Below are 17093 nucleotides of genomic sequence, written 5' to 3'. Positions count from 1 at the left end.
AATTAAACCAGGACCCTCAGCTGCGCGGGCTTGTTACTCCAGGGACATCGCCCCAAGCTGATATGCCGTACGAAATCGTCGCGAAAGTATTTCAATGCCGATTGCAACGGGGCCATCGCACCGGGCGCGAGAGAACAGAATGTATGACCAGGGGCGAGCAACTTGGCCTGCATCTCCAGCAGCGCCAGATCATCGTGGGTGGCGAGTCCTTCCTCGAAGGACTCAAGTATCCGCGCCACCCACGGCAACCCTTCCCGGCAAGGCGTACACCACCCGCAGGATTCGCGGGCAAAAAACTTCTCTAAATTCAGCACAAACCCCACCGGACAGGTGTGGTCGTCGAGCACGATCATGGTACCGGTTCCGAAACGGCCGACCTGGGGCGGGATCGAAGAAAAGTCCATGGGGAGATCGAGGTGTTCCTCGGTCAGAAATGCCGTGGAAGCGCCGCCGGGCAACAAGCCTCGGAAGCTCACGCTGCTGCGCATCCCGCCGGCGTGCTGTTCCAATAACTCACGCGCCGTCGTGCCGAGCGGCAGTTCCCACCATCCAGGATGCGTGACGCGACCGCTTATCCCGTAGATTTTCGTGCCGGCGTCCTTACTCCGGCTCAAACTGCGATACCAAGCGGCACCATGGTTCACGATATGAGGAAGGTTGTATAACGTCTCGACGTTCTGCACGATCGTCGGTTGCCCCCACAAGCCGACTGTCTGTGGGAATGGAGGTTTCGCTCGAGGAACCGCTCGTTTGCCTTCCAGTGCATTGATCAGCGCTGTTTCCTCTCCACAGATGTACCGGCCCGCGCTGGCATGGAGATGGAGGTCAAAACGAAAGGCTGTCCCGGGAAGAGGCTTGCCGAGATACCCTGCTGCATAGGTCTCGGCAATGGCTTGGGTCAGTCGCTCTACAGCCAGATGATATTCCCCGCGCAGAAAGATGAAGCCGACCTCTGCTTCCAAGGCATATCCGGCGATGATCATGCTTTCCACGAGGCCGTGAGGCTCACCTTCCAAAAGGACCCGATCCTTAAACGTACCCGGTTCCATTTCATCGGCATTCGCGACGATGTACTTTGGCTTCGGTGCCTCTGACCCCATCGGCACAAAACTCCACTTACTGGCTGTCGGAAACCCAGCCCCACCTCTGCCCCGCAGTCCTGCTTCGGCGACCAAACGTTGCACATCTTGAGGCGCCATCCCGGCGGCAATCGTTTGGAGACTTCGATACCCGCCGTCTTTAACGTATTCCCGCAGCAATCGCGGGGTGCCATCTGGATGGATGTACTGGGTGAGTGGACGTTCCATCTTCAATAATCTAAGTGGTGAATTGTTTGGGTTGAATTTCCGAGAACCAAACAGTAAGAACTCAAAACTGATCTATTCGTACTTCTCCACGATGTTTTCCAGTTGTTCGGGCATGACACCGCCGTACAGGTCCTGATCGATCATCATTGCCGGCGCCCTTTCGCAATGTCCCAAGCAGGCGATCGGCAAGAACGTCAGGCGCCCGTCGCGCGTCGTCTGCCCCAGTTCGATGTCAAAGCTTTTCCGGATCTGAGCGCGAACCTGTTCGTACCCCATGATCCAACAACTGATACTGTCGCAAAGGAAAGCCACATGCCGACCGACGGGTTTGCGAAAAATGAGGTTGTAGAACGTCGCGATGCTATCAACATCCTCGCCCGTCATACCGAGGAATTGTGCAATGTCGAGGAGCGAGTCATCCGAGATCCACCCACGTCGTCGCTGTAGAATGAGCAGGGCGTCGATGGCGCCCGCCCGTTTGTCGGGGTAATGTTTCAGCGCACCTTCAAGCTCGCGGCGTTCAATGTCTGTCAGCATAAGTACTCGGCGAGACGAGCGAGAGGCGCGAGACAAGCCGCCTGGTCTCTTTCCATTTCTCGCCTTTCTCGCAATCCTCGTCTCGCCCCTCCCGCCATTCGCGCTCCTCTCGCTCACCGGTCCACATCCGACAGCACATAGTCCACGCTGCCGAGCACGGCTAACAGATCCGACAACAGTTCGCCACGCGCGAGGAGCGGCACCATCTGAATGTGTGCAAACGAGGGGGTGCGAATTCTCGTTCGGTACGAGACCTGAGCCCCATCACTCGTCAAGTAATAACTGGTCTGACCTTTTGATGACTCCGTGGGAACTTCCGCCTCACCGGGTGGAAGCACCGGCCCCCAGCTCACCCCTACAAAATGATGGATGAGCGTTTCGATATCGTGCATCGTGCGTTCCTTAAGCGGTGGAGTCGCGAGCGGATCGAGTGACTTATAGGAACCGGAGGGCATGGAGTCGAGGCACTGGCGAATAATCCGCAGCGACTGGCGCATCTCCAAGACGTGTACCACCGCTCGATCATAACAATCCCCGTTTGAAGCGACCGGAACTTCAAAGTCAAACTGATCATAGCCGGAATAAGGACGAACCTTGCGCAAATCCCAGGGCAAGCCGCAGGCGCGCAACATCGGACCGGTGGCGCCCCAGGCGATGGCCTCTTCACGTGAAAACGCACCGATCCCGACGGTCCGTTCTTTGAAAATCGGGTTGTCCATCACGAGCCGTTCGTACTCATCGAGCCGGCTTGGAAACCATTCAACGAACTGATGAACCAGTTTATCCCACCCAATCGGGAGGTCCTGCGCGACTCCGCCGATGCGAAACCAGTTCGGATGCATACGGCCGCCACAGATCGCTTCTGTGATCGCATGGATTCGCTCCCGATCGTTGAACATATAAAAGACCGGAGACAAGGCGCCGATGTCCTGCGCAAAGGTGCCGTACCAGACGAGATGGCTGGCGAGCCGATAGAATTCGGACATCATGACGCGGAGGACTTGTGCTCGTTTTGGGACCTCAATGCCGGCCAGCCGTTCGACCGCGAGACAGTACGGCATCTCGTTCAGCACGCCCTGAAGGTAGTCCACACGATCCGTATAGGGAATGAACGTATGCCATGTCTGCCGTTCGGCGATTTTTTCCTGCGCTCGGTGGTGGAATCCGATATCAGGCACGATGTTGATGATTTCTTCACCCGCGAGCTGCGTCACGAGCCGGAGGACACCGTGGGTGCCGGTATGGGCAGGACCGAGATTGATGAACATATAGTCGAAGTCCGGATCGTGATGTGTGCGGGACAAGCCCCACTCCTCGGGCTTGAATTGCAGCGCCTCCTGCGTCATGACAAGCTTCTCTGGTGGGAGTTGGAACCGCCCCATCTCTGTCCCGCGCGCGGGATGATCCTTCCGAAGCGGATGCCCCTCCCACCAGGGAGGCATGAGGAGACGCCGGAGACATGGATGACCGTCGAATGAAATGCCGAACATGTCATAGATTTCTCGCTCGTACCAATCGGCGTTGGGCCAGAGATCGACGATCGACGGCAGTGAAAGAGCCTCACTGTTGAGCGGCACTTTGATGCGGATCGATTGGTTCCGATCAAATGAATAGAGGTGATAGAAGACGGTAAAGACACCGATCGGCAAGCCTTCATGGTGCCGGCGTAGCCGTTCATCCGTCGCACTCAAGTCGAACAGCATGGAAAAAGGACGAGGAATCTCAGATTTTAGATAGCGGAGCGTCTCAGGCAGACGGTTCTTCTCGATCCAAATCGTCGGAATCTCGTCCTTTGTTGGTTGCACTGCTGTCACAAAGCCTTCCGAACCGAATCGACCTTCGATCTCTGCCACCACTCCGGTCCATTCACCCATCGAAGTATCGTTCATGGTCGATGATCGTATGGTCATGGTTTCCGATTCGAAGGACTGACTGGTTGTCCTGCGAAGTGGGGTGAGAGCAGATCGGTCCGAGGTAACACATCGATGGCGGGATATTCGCGCTGACGAGTCCGCTCCTCTCGCTTCGCATCCCGCATTGATGGCATCATGGGTTTTTGGACCTCTTGCGGACCGAACCACCAACTCAACGGTCGGCGCTCCGATGCGACCTTGTTCTGTAGGAGCAGAAGGCATTCCATGAAGGCATGCGGTGGCGGAGGGCACCCTGGCATATAGACGTCTACCGGTAGGAATTTATCGACACCCTGTACGACAGAGTAGGCGTCGAACATGCCTCCTGAATTCGCGCAGGAGCCCATCGAGATCACCCAACGCGGCTCCATCATCTGCTCGTAGAGCTGCTTGATGACGGGAGCGACCTTCATGAAAACCGTTCCAGACACGACTAGCACGTCGGCCTGGCGTGGCGATCCTCGTACAACTTCTGCGCCGAACCGGGCAACGTCGTAGACGCTGGTCAGACTCGTGGCCATTTCGACGAAACAGCAAGACAGGCCGAAGTTCAGCGGCCAGAGTGAATTCGTTCGTCCCCATGCCAGTAAATCTTGAAGTCTGGCGAAGAGTACGGATTGACCGACAACAGAGGTCAACGAGCCGTCACCGCCCTCCTGAATGCGCACTCCTTCAAGCCTTCCCTTACGCCACCCTGTCATCGCGCCGCTCCTTGATCCTTGCTGTACGGAGGTGATGGACAGGCGACCGTTGACGCTGCGTATTCCAGTCCAGCGCTCCGGTCAGCCATAAATAGATGAGGGCCGACAAGAGCAGAGCAACAAAGATGGTCACTTCAATGAAACCAAGCCAGCCTGTTTCCGGCACAGCTACCGCCCAGGCATACAGAAAAGCCGCCTCAACATCGAAAATGACGAAGAACATGGCGACCAAGTAATATTGCACCGGCGGGCGAACTTGAGCGCTGCCGGTCGGCCTGATACCAGATTCATAGGGAATGACCGTTGCGCTTTCGGATCGACGTTCGGATTTCTTCCAGTGACGCTCCCCTAGCAACGCTGGGAATCCCAACATGACGACAATTACGAGGCCGACAGCCAACCCATAGACGCAGACCTGCCAAATAGGGTCCTGTAAAATGGTAGAATTACTTATAGACACTTTCGCCTTTCTGAGGTATGGACCAAGAGGTCCTGAAAGTGCAGTTGCACGATAATCTCCTCGCTGCGTCGCAACAATGCTGTCGACGCGAGGGGTAGGAGGTACAAGAGGGAGAGAGGCAGGCCTATCGGCGTGAGGACAGCTGACAAACAGACAACGGTGAAAAGAACAGCGATTACACCGCTCATCATTGTCGCGCTGTGGATCGACATACGCCTGTTACCCCTCTTGCTGCTCAATTGTGGGGGAGGATTGTTGGTAAGAAATATGCTGAAAAACAGGAGGAAAAGTCAGATGCGTTCAGCCTTGATTAATGGCCCTACCGGGTAGGCGCTTTCAGCCGTTCTCCAGGCAAGACGATCGCACGTAGTCGGATGACCAGACTCAGCGAACTGCAAGAAACTCCCGCTGCCTCCCAGCGATGAAATACCTACGTAACTTATCCCTGTGGTTCACCCTCACATCCCGTTACCATCCGTTTTCAACCCGATAAGCTTCATTGCCAGATCCCGCTCTTCCGATTCTGTCTTGATCTCCCCGTTCAGCCGCACGTCAAGCAGTTGGTCAAGGATCTTTTTGAACTGCGGACCTGGTTTCAATCCCATCATCCTGAGATCGGTGCCTGTCAGAATCGGCTTCACCTGCTGATAGGTCGTCAGGAAGGCCGAGACCTGCCGTTTGACTGTTTCTCCCTTGCTCTTCGCCATGATGAGTAACAGTGTCTCATCGGATAATCCCAACAACAGACGGTACACTTCTGCCGGTTTGAGCGATCGCTTCGTCGCAAGCTTTCGAATCACCTTGTGACAGCCCACGTGGGCCATTTTGAGCCCGGCTGCTTCCTGCTCGGAAAAGGGAAATCGTTTGAGCACGTCCTTCACGGCACGTTCCGGCAACAGCTCTAGAAGCCCCATCATGTAGACTAACCAGGGTTCCATCTTCCGATCTAAGTAGAGTAACCGGTACCAATCGACGGTTTCCGCGAGTGCGGCCAGCAACCTGTTCAACCGGTCTGACCAACTCAGCTTCGGATGGATGAACTTCAAGAGATTGAGCTCCGCCAATCGTTTGATCGCCTGTTTCGGCTCCCGCTCACCCAGCAGCAGTTTCAGTTCTTCCAGCAAACGATGGCCGGATAATCGTTCAAACAGATTCATCTTGACGGCGCCGGCGATCAACGCCGCTGTGTCCTTTCCCAAACGAAACCCGAACCGGGATTCAAATCGGATAGCGCGAAAGACTCGGGTCGGATCTTCAACGAAACTCAGCCCGTGCAAGACTCGGATGACCTTGTCATTCAGATCCCGTTGCCCACCGTAGAAGTCGAGCACATCCCCGAACCCCTTTCCGTTCAACTGGACGGCAAGCGCGTTCATGGTGAAATCTCGACGATAGAGATCCTTCTTGATGGAACTTTGCTCCACTGTCGGGAGGGCGGTCGGATATTCGTAGTATTCCGTTCTTGCGGTGGCCACATCAAGCCTGAAGCCATCCGCCGACAGCAAGATGGCCGTGCCGAATCGCTCATGTACCTTGACCCGCGCCTGCAGCACTTCACCGAGCTTGTGGGCGAAGGCGATTCCGTCGCCTTCGACCACAAGATCCAAATCCAGGTTCTCGATGCCGAGTAATAGGTCTCGCACGCAGCCGCCGACGACAAAGAGCGGGACCTCGCAGCGGTCAGCCAATTGACCAGCCTCCTCCAGCACCGTCACTAGGCGCTGCGGCAAGCGGCTCCGCAACAGCCTCTTGACGTTGCGGCGCGACCCTCCACTCTCAGCTTCCGTTTCGCTTGGGCGTATCGTCCGCATTCGAGCCATCTTCAGTACATCGTCGTGCAAGGTCCGCAACAGATCCGTCCTCGTAATGACGCCGACGATTTTCGCCTCTGTGATGATCGGCACAAACCGCTGGTTCCGCTCGATCATGGCCGTTTCGATCTCATGAAACGGAGTGCCCGTCCGCGCCGTATACGCATCGGTCTGCATGATGTCACGCACGGCCAGCTTGCCGAGCCGATGAAACAAGGCTTTCTGAATCGACTCCCGACTGACGAGCCCGGTGTAATGATCTTTTTCATCCAGGATGGGAAAAACATTCAGCCCATAGGCCGTCATCCGCTCTCCCGCTTCAGTCACGCTGGTATCGACCTCGATCGCTTTTACCGGGTGGGTCATGACATCCTGGGCCAGCAGAGTCGGGCGATAGTGTGTGGTCAGCAGGTGAACGATCTTCTCCTTGACCTCCGCAAGCGTCCGTCCTTTGACCGCGGCGGCTGCCGCCACGGCGTGGCCTCCTCCTCCGAATTCCCGTGCGACCCAGCCGACGTCGATCTCAGGCCTGCGGCTTCTCCCGATCACTTCCACTCGATCTGCCATCATCACCGCCACAAGGACGGCATCGACACCCTGTAATTCGGCCAGTCTATGCACGACGTCAGCTGCTTCTCCGCGACAGCGATCCACCGTGCTCGTGGCCACCAGGACCTTGCGACCTTCCAGGTAATGCTCTTCGCTGTGTTCCAACAAATCGTTCAGTAGCGCGACAGCATCAGGATTCAGAGGACGGTGTAGGGTCTCCGCCACCATGGTCAGATCCGCGCCGGCTGCGAGGAGAAACGCCCCAGCTTCGAGGTCTCTGGCGGTGGTGGAAACAAAACTAAATGACCCGGTTTCTTCATACAGGCCCAGGGCCATCACGGTTGCCTCAAACGGCGTCACGGGGATATGCCCTCGCCGGAGTTGCTCGATAAGAATTGTCGTCGTCGCCCCGACCGACGCAATGATCGATTGCTTCGAGCAACCAGCGCAGGATGAGTCCGGTTCGACATGATGATCAAATACGACCACTTCGACTGCGGGATTCCCGATGCACGATCTGAGTGCTCCGATTCGGTTCGAGTCCTGTGTATCAACCAGCACCAGCCTGGTGATCTGCGAAAGATCGATATCCTTGAGCTTCGTGATGTCGAGCTCGTGCACGGCAAGAAAATTACGGACAGCCTCCTGGCCCCCAGCCGGCAAGACCAACTTGGCATCCGGAAACAGCTTGCGCGCGGCGACCATGGAGCCAAGCCCATCGAAATCCGCGTTGGCATGCGTGGCAATGACATCCATGCGCGCATTCTAACAGGGTCCTATTGCATGCGACATGCTGGATTGTGCGTCTATGACACAAGGTGGACATCAAGGCCTTTCACGTCTTTCCATAAGTTCGTCGATCTGCCAGCCATGCGGTGCTGCGGCCATTCAATATGTATCAGCATGTCCGGCGGTCGCCGTGCAATTTTGCCCAACCATGTGCCGTTTTTTCTCCGGTCTCATCGAAACGCAATGTTTTCCAGCAGCAATTTTCTGTAACTGACCAAGAGTCATCATTTCCATATCTCTCGCAATCGGCACGTACTTTGCTGCCCACTCGTACAATTCACATCGTTTGTACCAGGAGGTGCTCAATGAAGATTCAACTCAGAATGATCCCTCCAAGTGTCCTGCGAGGTCTAGCCGTTCTTTCTCTGCTTGTACCGTCCCTGACAGCCGCAAGCTCAAAGGACGTGAACCAGTCGGTTGTCTATTCGTCAGCTGCGACGGAGGTGGGGGCTTCAACAGGGAAATCTCCCTCCCTCCCCTCAGCTGATCGATCGGACCGTAAACCTGGACCGGCATGGAAAACAATCGGTGGCACCGTAAAATATATTAACGGGAATGTCTATACGGTCGAAGACTTCGAAGGGAATCAAATTCAGGTTTATGTAAGTCGCGAAACCACGCAATTGCGCGGCAGCAAGAAGGTCGGCGACCGCGTACGCGCCGAAATCACCCGCAACGGTTTTGCCAACTCGATTCAGTAATACCCGTCTCAAGTAAGCGGGCCGACTGGAATTCACACCGGCCCGCTTGGCTAGGACTCAACCATTCCCTAGTTCACCCGGCCTTTGACGAAGGTAATATCGCCGTAATAGGCGGTGGCTCGTTCTTTCGTATTGTCCGTATCGCTCATGATCGCCACGCCGTTAATCATGGGTGGCTCTTCGCTAAAGGCTTTTTTATAATCCTCATAGATGTTTCGTTCTTCGTCCGTCCAGGTGCCGACTTTTTGTGGTCCGCTTTCGACAACCACCATTTTGACGAAATCCGTATAGGCATTATCGATGATCGTGTCGACCGGCGCCTTTCTTTCCCAAACATAGTTGATCGCGCCGATGGGAATGTCTCCGAACAACACTCGACCGGCCTTATACTTGAGTTTTTTCCCCACGCTCACCTTGTCCGGGTCGTATTCGAAGGTGATGTAGAGCCGAGCCGGATAATCGTCACCGTCTTTTCGCGTGACATCGCTGGTCTTGAGCAGGTTTTCGACTTTCCATTGCCACCGCACGACAGAGAATTCCTTAGGATCTATCTTGACCTGTTTGGTTAGCCCTGAAGCTGAGGCCTCGCTCACGGCTTTTACGACCAGCCTGCCGCCATCCTTGATGACTTCGTAGTGCGTCTGTTTCGGAATCTTCGGGAAGGTAAGCGGCTTCCACCCGTCGGGCAGTGCTGCTCCCTCGGAGGCGGCTGAAAACTTACCAATCTCCAATGCCGCGGGATTTTGAGCCCAGACAAGGCTGTGGGCGCTGAGTGACATGAGCATCGTCCAAGCAAGGACACTAGTCGATGCCATCACATGTCCTGTCATCATCGCCTCAGCCACGCGAAGAGCTTCGTGAGGAGGTTCTTCGTTCCCTGCGTGAAGTGTGCCTTTCGCCAGAGATTCACCACTTTCTTATTCACCTCGATCTGGGTCGGATAAGGATGGATGGTACCGGCTATCGTTTTGGCCCCTGCCCCACCCTTCATGGCAACAGAGAATTCACTGATCATGTCGCCGGCATGGGCCGCCACTACCGTCGCGCCAAGAATCTTGTCCGTTCCTTTTTGAATGTGAATCCGCGCGAACCCGTCCTCCTCTCCATCCAGGATTGCTCGATCAACTTCATCCAATCCATATGTATAGGTTTCAACTTCGATTCTCTTATCCTTTGCGTCTCTTTCGTATATTCCGACATGGGCGAGTTCTGGTTCTGTGAACGTACACCAGGGCATGTTCAACGACTCGACACTGGCATACCCCAAGCCCAAGGGGTGAGGGAACAGGGCGTTTTGGATGATAATTTGCGCCATTGCATCAGCGGCATGTGTAAACTTATAGCGTGAGCAGACATCACCTGCCGCGAAAATCTTGGGGTTAGTCGACTGCAATCGAGCATTCACCCTGATTCCATTCTTATCGTACGAGACTCCAGCGGTCTCCAACCCGATCTTTTCTACGTTCGGAATCCGACCGACCGCGACGAGTATCTCATCGACGATGACATCGTACTGTCGGCCATGTGAGTCGACTGTCACACGTTTACCGCCTTCGATCTTTTCCACCTTCAGATATTTTCCGCAGCAGAGCAGCTTCACACCATCGCGAAGCATCTGTTGTTCAACGATACCCGCTGCATCTCGATCCTCGTTCGGCAGGATGCCATGCATCGCTTCGATCAGATAGACCTGGCTCCCAAAGCGGGCGAAGGACTGTGCCAGCTCGCATCCTATAGGTCCGGCCCCGATGACACCGAGACGCTGCGGCAGCTCAGTCAGAGAAAAGATGGTTTCGTTCGTCAGATAACCGGCTTCCTGAAGGCCGGGGATATCAGGTATGGCCGCTCGCGCACCCGTACAGACAGCGGCTTTCGCGAAGGTGAGAATCCGATTATCGGACCGACCTTCCACTTGGACCGTTTCAAAACCGAGAAAACGTCCGTTGCCGATATACACGTCGACACCCAGTTTGGCATACCGCTGGGCTGAGTCGTTCCGGCTGATGCGGGCCCGCAATTTTCTCATGCGCGTCATCACCGCGCCGAAGTCATACCTCACGCCGGCAGGAATATGGAGGCCGAACTCCGCGGCCTTCCGCAGGTCGGCCCAGACTCTGGCTGCTCGAATCACTCCTTTTGACGGCACACACCCGACATTGAGACAGTCGCCACCCATCAGATGTTTTTCGATTAAGGCGACCTTCGCTCCAAGGCTCGCGGCGATGACGGACGTGATCAATCCGGCGGTCCCGGCTCCGAGTACGACAAGGTTGTAGCGGCCGGTCGGCTCTGGATTGATCCAATCGGCAGGATGCACATTGGCGACGAGCGCTTGATTATATTCGTCGTCCGGAAGCATCAGAGAGTGGTCATGCTCGCTCATTTCGATAACTCTCGAGACGGGTTGCGTAGTCATAGCCTGACATCCTTTGGTGCAGATCGTCAATCGACGCGATATGCATCACACTGCTTTCGCTGTAATCCGTTTATAGGCATACACGAATGAACCGGGAATGATCCCAATCGCCGTGGCCGCGCCATGAGTGCGCTGCTTGCCTGGCTGCCCTCCTAGGCCGAAAAGCCTTACATGGCTGAGCGGCCAACAAGGAGTCCTCTGGAGGTTGCTGCTCGACGAAGTGTTCGGTTGCCATTCAGGTGCAAGACCGGCCGCAGGTCAGTGGGGTTGCCAGATCGGCCTCACTTCCCGTAGTCTGTCCAGAGGGAGGCCGGAATGGACGAGTCGAGCAGGCTGACAAGGACCAAAGAACAATGGGCTCGGGCTCGGCGAGGAGGTGAAGAACGAGAAGTTTTTTATGAGGGCAATGATCGTTTACCTCCAGGCCAACATCTCGTCGACAACTTTCCTGTGCTGGACCTAGGCTTCAAGCCGGAAATTCCACTAGGCGACTGGAGACTCCGCATCGGTGGATTTGTCGCCCACCCGCTTGTCTTGACGTGGGAGCAATTTCTGGCACAACCCCAACTCAAAAACCGGTCGGACTTCCATTGCGTTACTTCATGGAGCCGTTACGACAACGACTGGGAAGGCGTGAGCTTCAGACACTTCATTTCCGTCGTAAAACCGCTGTCGCTTGCGCGGTTTGTCCTCTTCAAGTCCTACGATGACTACACGACGAACCTCCCGCTTGAGGCCTGTGACGATGACGATGTGCTGCTGGCCCATAGCTGGAACGACAAACCCCTGTCCCGAGACCATGGGGGGCCGGTACGCGTGATCGTTCCGAAACGCTATGCCTGGAAAGGGGCGAAGTGGGTGAAGGAAATTACGTTTTCAGATCAGGATGAGAAAGGGTTTTGGGAAGTCCGCGGATATTCCAACCGCGCGCTCCCGTGGAAGAACGATCGTTACGGCTAGTGGCTATTTCCTGATCCATCCACTCGGACGTTCAATAAAATGTCCCTGCTTAGCATTCTGAATGAATTTATCCCCGGCGAGCGTTTCCACCGTTTGGACGTTGGTGAGGTTTCGTTTTGCGATATCTTCATAGGCCTGCCGCCGCTTCTGATTGACGCCCACTATCAACGCTTGAGCTTCAGCATTGGATGGGCCCACCGCTCCCAGATAGCCGTTGCTCTTCTCACCGACCAACCCCCTTCCTTTCGCTTCATCCAACAGTCCGTTCTCGTTCGACAGGATCTGATCCAAGTCTTTATCGACTTTCAGTCGAATCTCATGATCGATCTTCACATTGAGATTGATCGTGATCGGTTTCTCCGGCGTGGCAACTTCCGCTCGCGGAGTACAGGCCGCTAAGGTCAGAAGAAACATGAGCCACGCCGACGCGCCGACGCCTATTCGTATAGTTCCGCTCTGCACGGCTCGATTCATAATGCCCCTTGCCGTCTGTATGTGCTTTCCTCGGTCCCCTGGACATCCTCGACCATGTGAAGGCTTTTGAGGAGCGTGGGGATGTGCTCCTGCACGGTCAGGTTGAAGTGAATTGGGGGAGTATCCCTGAGATCAGGATTTCTGCCTTCCAACCGAGCATTCAGATCCAACATTCCGGTTTCGCCGTATTGCACGTCGACGCGCAGCAGCGAGTACTGAAAGTTAGTGAGCGCTTGCGCAACGAGCTGAAGTTGTCGATCTGATTCTGCAAGGATCTTTAATGATTCGGGCGTCGATGCGTACCGTATGGTACCACCGGGAGGCTGTGCCTCGATCACTCCGTCTTTCACGATGATCCCACCCGCCGTGATGGTAACGGGAAGAGTCCCGTGAAGGGTTCCGGTTCCCTGAAGTCCCTTCTGTTGTTCCAGGCTGAGAATTTGTGCGAGATCAAGATTCTGCAGAGAAAACGTCGTTGCGGCCAGTGGCTTGGTCAAGTCTACCACAGGACCTGGATTACTGATCGTTCCTCCAAATATTTTGCACTGGAAGTCGCTGACATCGATAATCGGTAAATCATCCGACAATTTCCATCTCATCTGGTAGGAAGCCGTAAGATCAGCAGCCTCCACACCGTTCTGTACTGCCGCCACAAAGATCGAGGCCGGTTGTGTCATGACAATTGACTCAAACCCTTGAATAGCTAACACCAGCGTGGTGCTCAAGCCCTTCACGGTATAATCGGAGTAGTGACCGGACAGGTCCTCGGCCACTACCTTCGCGGTCGCCGATACCGAATTCATCATATTGATCCGGTCAGGCAAGTCGCTCGACCAGGACGCATCGACGGCGGCTGTGAACATTCCATCGATGAGATCGGCAGCAGGGGGAAGACCCATGACCATCCGACTGAACCGCCGATCTGTGTCGTTGAACGTCAACGGACCGATGACCGCGTGCATGACTCCTTGCGTCTTTTGCCGAGGCTGTTCGATCCTGGCGGTGATCAACCCCGCATGCGTCGGGGTATCGACTCGGAGGTCGGCCTTGATGCCCAGCTGATCAGCCGAAAACGTGGCCGCCCAATCACTCGTTGAAGGCCACCAAGAACCCTGTTCCGGCCTCACCCCGGCGACCGACAAGGTTCCCTGCGCAGCCCATGCAGCCTTGGTCGTTTCTGCCTGCTGAAGTCTCAAGACGCCTTGTGCGAGGTGAAAGTTTCGACCACTGAGTCTCACAGTCGGAGCTCGAACCGTCGCGATCATCGCTCCCCCACTGCAGTGGATCGTCGTCAGATCGCATTCAACTGCCAGCGGTTCCGACAGATTCAACGTAACATTTGAGATGAGTGTGGGGCCATGTCCGACCTGTTTCGCCGTAATTGAAGATGGCGGTAATAGCATTCCACGTATATACGTCCGAGCCAGCTTGACCGTCCCCTGAACTCTTCCTATCACCTCTTTCGCTGAAAGCCGATCGGCAATGACCTTTGGGAGGATCCCCTCCAGGTAATAGGCTCCTTCAACGGACACCAACTCAGTTCCGACGCCCTCGGCGCGGGCGGTTTCGAATTGCGCAACCAATGGCTCGGGTATCCGACCGTACGTTACATGCAACGGTCCTTGCGCCACCGTACGTATGGGGGTTTCCTTCCAATAGAAAGTCCCTTGCACGGGCTTCTTGTTCTCAATCCGCACCGGCTGATCCCCATGAGGAAGTATCGAGCGAACTGCTTCGGGAATAATGCGCGGTTGGGTGTTGATCGTCGCGGTCAGTACGACACTGGGACTCATGGCCCAGTCGACCTGAGTGGCGTTCCCTCTGAATTTGCCTGCATAAGCAACCGCAATATCCTTGGCCACGCCTTTCAGGGCCGGCAGCGTGACATTGACTCGCATAGTACCGTCCAGATGTGTGCGCTCGTCTTCCCACAACGATTTGAGCGCGGCCTCCGCATCGGCAATTCCCGCCCAGTCTATCGCCACCTCTCCCGTGACCTTCTCCAGTTCCGACCCGATCGGGACAAGGAGTGCGATGAATGGAGCGAGTTCTTGCACATTGACCTGAAAGCTCCCATTGATTTGGATTTGTGTGCCGTTTGGACGAGCTTGCGACCGCAAGGAAACAATCGGCGCCGCTTGCGATCGTTGCGACGCCAAGGTCATCGACCAGGTACTGGCGGAATGCCCTACTACGACGAGGTTGTACGATGCGGTATCGCGTCCACGAAACGCGAGGTGACCTCCCACCTCTCTGCCGATATACGTCAAATTCCCATCAATCGTCACTCTACGAAGGGGCCCCGTCGCTTGCTCACGAAAAATGGTGAGATGATCCAGCTGCAACTCATCGAACGGGAGGATCGGGAGATTGCGTAAGAGATCCCCCGCCGTCAACAGCCGCCACGGTGATTCCATGTCATCAGGCCTCTCCGTATCCTTCGCATTTTGTGCGGAGGGATCTGTGGACTGAACGTTCAACACATGGATTGCCGTGTCGCGCAAGACGATGCGACCGACACGCCCTTGAAGCAGCTGAGCCGGGTCATAGCGAATCTCCGCATCCGTCAGCGAGACCATCAGTCGTTCTTGGCCCAAATCCTGCTGAAACGAGACGACGGGAATGCGCATCTGTCCCCAGCCCGGATAGCCGAGCTGGAGGATGACGTTGCGATACCCATGGTCACGAAGTCTATTCGCCAATAGATAGGAGGCGCCCAACGGCAACAACAAATAGCAGCTCAGGACCGTCACCAGTCCAAGCAGAACGGCGATCTGGTATCGTTGGGACAACATGGATTTCCTGATCAGCCTTGAGAACCTGACGACGGTTGTCAAACAAACCCGTGCTCTCTGTCAAGAGGTCCGAAAGGCTCTGCTGTAAGCCACGGTTCGATCGGCGTGTTTTTCTTCGGGTTATGATGAAAGAAAATGGATGGGCGGAATTCATCCCGAAGTCGGAGGAGGATCAGCGGCCGGTTCCTCGCACTTCTTGCAATTCAAAAAGGTTCCCAAATACTGGTCCCGTCCGAAGGCGGTGAGCACCCAAGGGCGATTCGTGAATGGGGGTTGATGCCGTACGTGTTGTCCGTGACCACAGGCCAGATCCGCCACCCAATCTTCGTACTCATCCTGATGATACCCGACGATCGGTTGCTGCATACTGTCAACATTCCTCAATGTTAGTTGATATGGAAGAAGCTTAGCGGTTCTCGAATGGTAGCTCGGGGCGATGGGCAGCGGCAAAGTAGGCCCACCGCTGTTCTTCATCCTGATCAAAACTTCCAACGAATAGGACATTAGGATCGAGATGGCGAAATTCTGACAGGCTCGTATGACAGTCCTGTGAATCAACTATGCGCGCATCGTACTGTCCGATCACATACAGCATGCCTTTTGGCGCGTGATAAATGTTTCGTCGACCCACATGCCCGGTATCGGGAAACAATTCGGTTGTCGAAGAACACCCCCCTGGACCTCTGACGTTCAAGGTGAGATTAAATCGTGGGAGAAATGGGTCTGTTGCAGTTCTAACGATAGTCAGCCGAAGTTGCACCGAAGGAATTACTACGGAGGCGGGCTCAGGAGTCTTGCTGTTGCAACCCACAACCAACAGCATCACACTCCCCACCACAGCAGCCCACAGGCGCTCTCTCACTTGGATGCAGGCACCTTGGGCGCTGCGCCGATCGTATCGAGCCCCTCTTGGGCGCAAGCATCATCCAGATGAGCTCCCGGTGCTCCACCGACGCCGATTCCCCCGACCACTTCTCCTCCAATCTCGATGGGAAGCCCCCCACCCAGTATCAGGATCTCGGCATTCATGTCACGAAGGGCCTGCAACGTCGGAACTTTCATGATGAGATCGGCTAGCTCACTGGTAGGACGCCGCACACTTGCTGCTGTATACGCTTTCTTCCGGCTGCTATCCACTGTATGCGGCCCGGCACCGTCGGCACGTCCCATCGCGCGAAGGACGCCGGCACGATCCACTATGGAAACGCTCACTCGATATCCATCTTTCTTGCAGGCCTCTAATGCTGCGTGAACCGCCTTGTTTGCTGCTCCAAGCGGCAACACGGACTCCTTTGCCATCTCGTCAGCAAAGATTACACAAGGTATGGCCAAACCTGACAGCGACAACATCACCGTATATGCCATGACTAGCCGACCATTTCGGTCCCATGTAAAGCATGCCATCGTACTCAGTCCTCCCAACAGATCCTGCATGTTCAGACTACGGATGCCTCCGAACTCTGTCAAGAGAGCCAGAAACCAATCAGTCCCGGTTTGGGCACTGATTCGGTTTGGCCACGACTTATTGCGGTGAGATGAGCAAGCTGCTCCAGTCGGAATCGGTACCCCGCGGGGTCTCGTATTGGCACTCGAAACGGTTCCCGATACCCTCTCCCGCGACCGTTTGTCCCAGCTATTCAACGCTCAGTGCCCGACCGGCATTCCAACAATCTACTGTCG

15 protein-coding genes are annotated in these 17093 nt (G+C 55.5%); 2 read left to right on the top strand and 13 right to left on the bottom strand.

What is annotated here, in order from left to right:
* Window positions 1–2: 2 nt before the first annotated feature.
* The 6 genes from P0119_12175 to P0119_12150 form a co-directional block, all read right to left on the bottom strand.
* The gene (locus tag P0119_12175) at window positions 3–1307 is read right to left on the bottom strand and encodes an NADH-ubiquinone oxidoreductase-F iron-sulfur binding region domain-containing protein (protein MDF0666812.1); all 1305 of its coding nucleotides are present in this window, start codon (window positions 1305–1307) and stop codon (window positions 3–5) included.
* A 72-nt stretch (window positions 1308–1379) separates the two neighbouring features.
* On the bottom strand, window positions 1380–1844 hold the full coding sequence (gene nuoE / locus P0119_12170) for an NADH-quinone oxidoreductase subunit NuoE (protein ID MDF0666811.1): 465 nt from the start codon (window positions 1842–1844) through the stop codon (window positions 1380–1382).
* A gap of 113 nt (window positions 1845–1957) precedes the next feature.
* Window positions 1958–3754: an NADH-quinone oxidoreductase subunit C/D gene (gene nuoC, locus P0119_12165; GenBank protein MDF0666810.1), complete on the bottom strand. Its 1797-nt coding sequence runs from the start codon at window positions 3752–3754 to the stop codon at window positions 1958–1960.
* The gene (locus tag P0119_12160) at window positions 3751–4458 is read right to left on the bottom strand and encodes an NADH-quinone oxidoreductase subunit B (protein ID MDF0666809.1); all 708 of its coding nucleotides are present in this window, start codon (window positions 4456–4458) and stop codon (window positions 3751–3753) included. The genes nuoC and P0119_12160 overlap by 4 nt, the downstream gene beginning before the upstream one ends.
* Window positions 4442–4918, bottom strand: a complete 477-nt coding sequence (gene ndhC, locus P0119_12155; protein ID MDF0666808.1) for an NADH-quinone oxidoreductase subunit A — start codon at window positions 4916–4918, stop codon at window positions 4442–4444. The genes P0119_12160 and ndhC overlap by 17 nt, the downstream gene beginning before the upstream one ends.
* A 458-nt stretch (window positions 4919–5376) precedes the next feature.
* Window positions 5377–8034 (bottom strand): CBS domain-containing protein, encoded by a 2658-nt coding sequence (locus P0119_12150; GenBank protein ID MDF0666807.1) that lies wholly within the window; start codon window positions 8032–8034, stop codon window positions 5377–5379.
* A gap of 338 nt (window positions 8035–8372) precedes the next feature.
* Here P0119_12150 and P0119_12145 point away from each other — a divergent pair, with 338 nt between their 5' ends.
* Window positions 8373–8768, top strand: a complete 396-nt coding sequence (locus tag P0119_12145) for a hypothetical protein (GenBank protein ID MDF0666806.1) — start codon at window positions 8373–8375, stop codon at window positions 8766–8768.
* Between the two features lie 68 nt (window positions 8769–8836).
* Here the strand turns inward: P0119_12145 and P0119_12140 are convergent, their stop codons facing one another.
* Complete coding sequence (locus P0119_12140; protein MDF0666805.1) at window positions 8837–9583, bottom strand: DUF3047 domain-containing protein; 747 nt, start codon at window positions 9581–9583, stop codon at window positions 8837–8839.
* A gap of 14 nt (window positions 9584–9597) precedes the next feature.
* Complete coding sequence (locus tag P0119_12135) at window positions 9598–11184, bottom strand: mercuric reductase (GenBank protein MDF0666804.1); 1587 nt, start codon at window positions 11182–11184, stop codon at window positions 9598–9600.
* Window positions 11185–11499: 315 nt separating this feature from the next.
* Here P0119_12135 and P0119_12130 point away from each other — a divergent pair, with 315 nt between their 5' ends.
* Window positions 11500–12144 (top strand): sulfite oxidase-like oxidoreductase, encoded by a 645-nt coding sequence (locus P0119_12130; GenBank protein ID MDF0666803.1) that lies wholly within the window; start codon window positions 11500–11502, stop codon window positions 12142–12144.
* 3 nt (window positions 12145–12147) lie between these two features.
* Here the strand turns inward: P0119_12130 and P0119_12125 are convergent, their stop codons facing one another.
* From P0119_12125 to P0119_12105, 5 genes are all read right to left on the bottom strand, one after another.
* Complete coding sequence (locus tag P0119_12125) at window positions 12148–12618, bottom strand: YnbE family lipoprotein (GenBank protein MDF0666802.1); 471 nt, start codon at window positions 12616–12618, stop codon at window positions 12148–12150.
* Window positions 12615–15413 (bottom strand): YdbH domain-containing protein, encoded by a 2799-nt coding sequence (locus P0119_12120; GenBank protein ID MDF0666801.1) that lies wholly within the window; start codon window positions 15411–15413, stop codon window positions 12615–12617. The genes P0119_12125 and P0119_12120 overlap by 4 nt, the downstream gene beginning before the upstream one ends.
* A gap of 150 nt (window positions 15414–15563) precedes the next feature.
* Window positions 15564–15779: a DUF3565 domain-containing protein gene (locus P0119_12115; GenBank protein MDF0666800.1), complete on the bottom strand. Its 216-nt coding sequence runs from the start codon at window positions 15777–15779 to the stop codon at window positions 15564–15566.
* 40 nt (window positions 15780–15819) lie between these two features.
* Window positions 15820–16044 carry a hypothetical protein gene (locus tag P0119_12110; GenBank protein MDF0666799.1) on the bottom strand — a complete coding sequence of 75 codons (225 nt, stop codon included), beginning with the start codon at window positions 16042–16044 and terminating at the stop codon, window positions 15820–15822.
* Between the two features lie 227 nt (window positions 16045–16271).
* Window positions 16272–16817 carry a heme-binding protein gene (locus tag P0119_12105; GenBank protein MDF0666798.1) on the bottom strand — a complete coding sequence of 182 codons (546 nt, stop codon included), beginning with the start codon at window positions 16815–16817 and terminating at the stop codon, window positions 16272–16274.
* Window positions 16818–17093 lie beyond the last annotated feature (276 nt).

Source organism: Nitrospira sp. (assembly GCA_029194665.1).
GTDB lineage: Bacteria > Nitrospirota > Nitrospiria > Nitrospirales > Nitrospiraceae > Nitrospira_D.
This window is presented reverse-complemented; position numbering and strand designations above follow the sequence as displayed.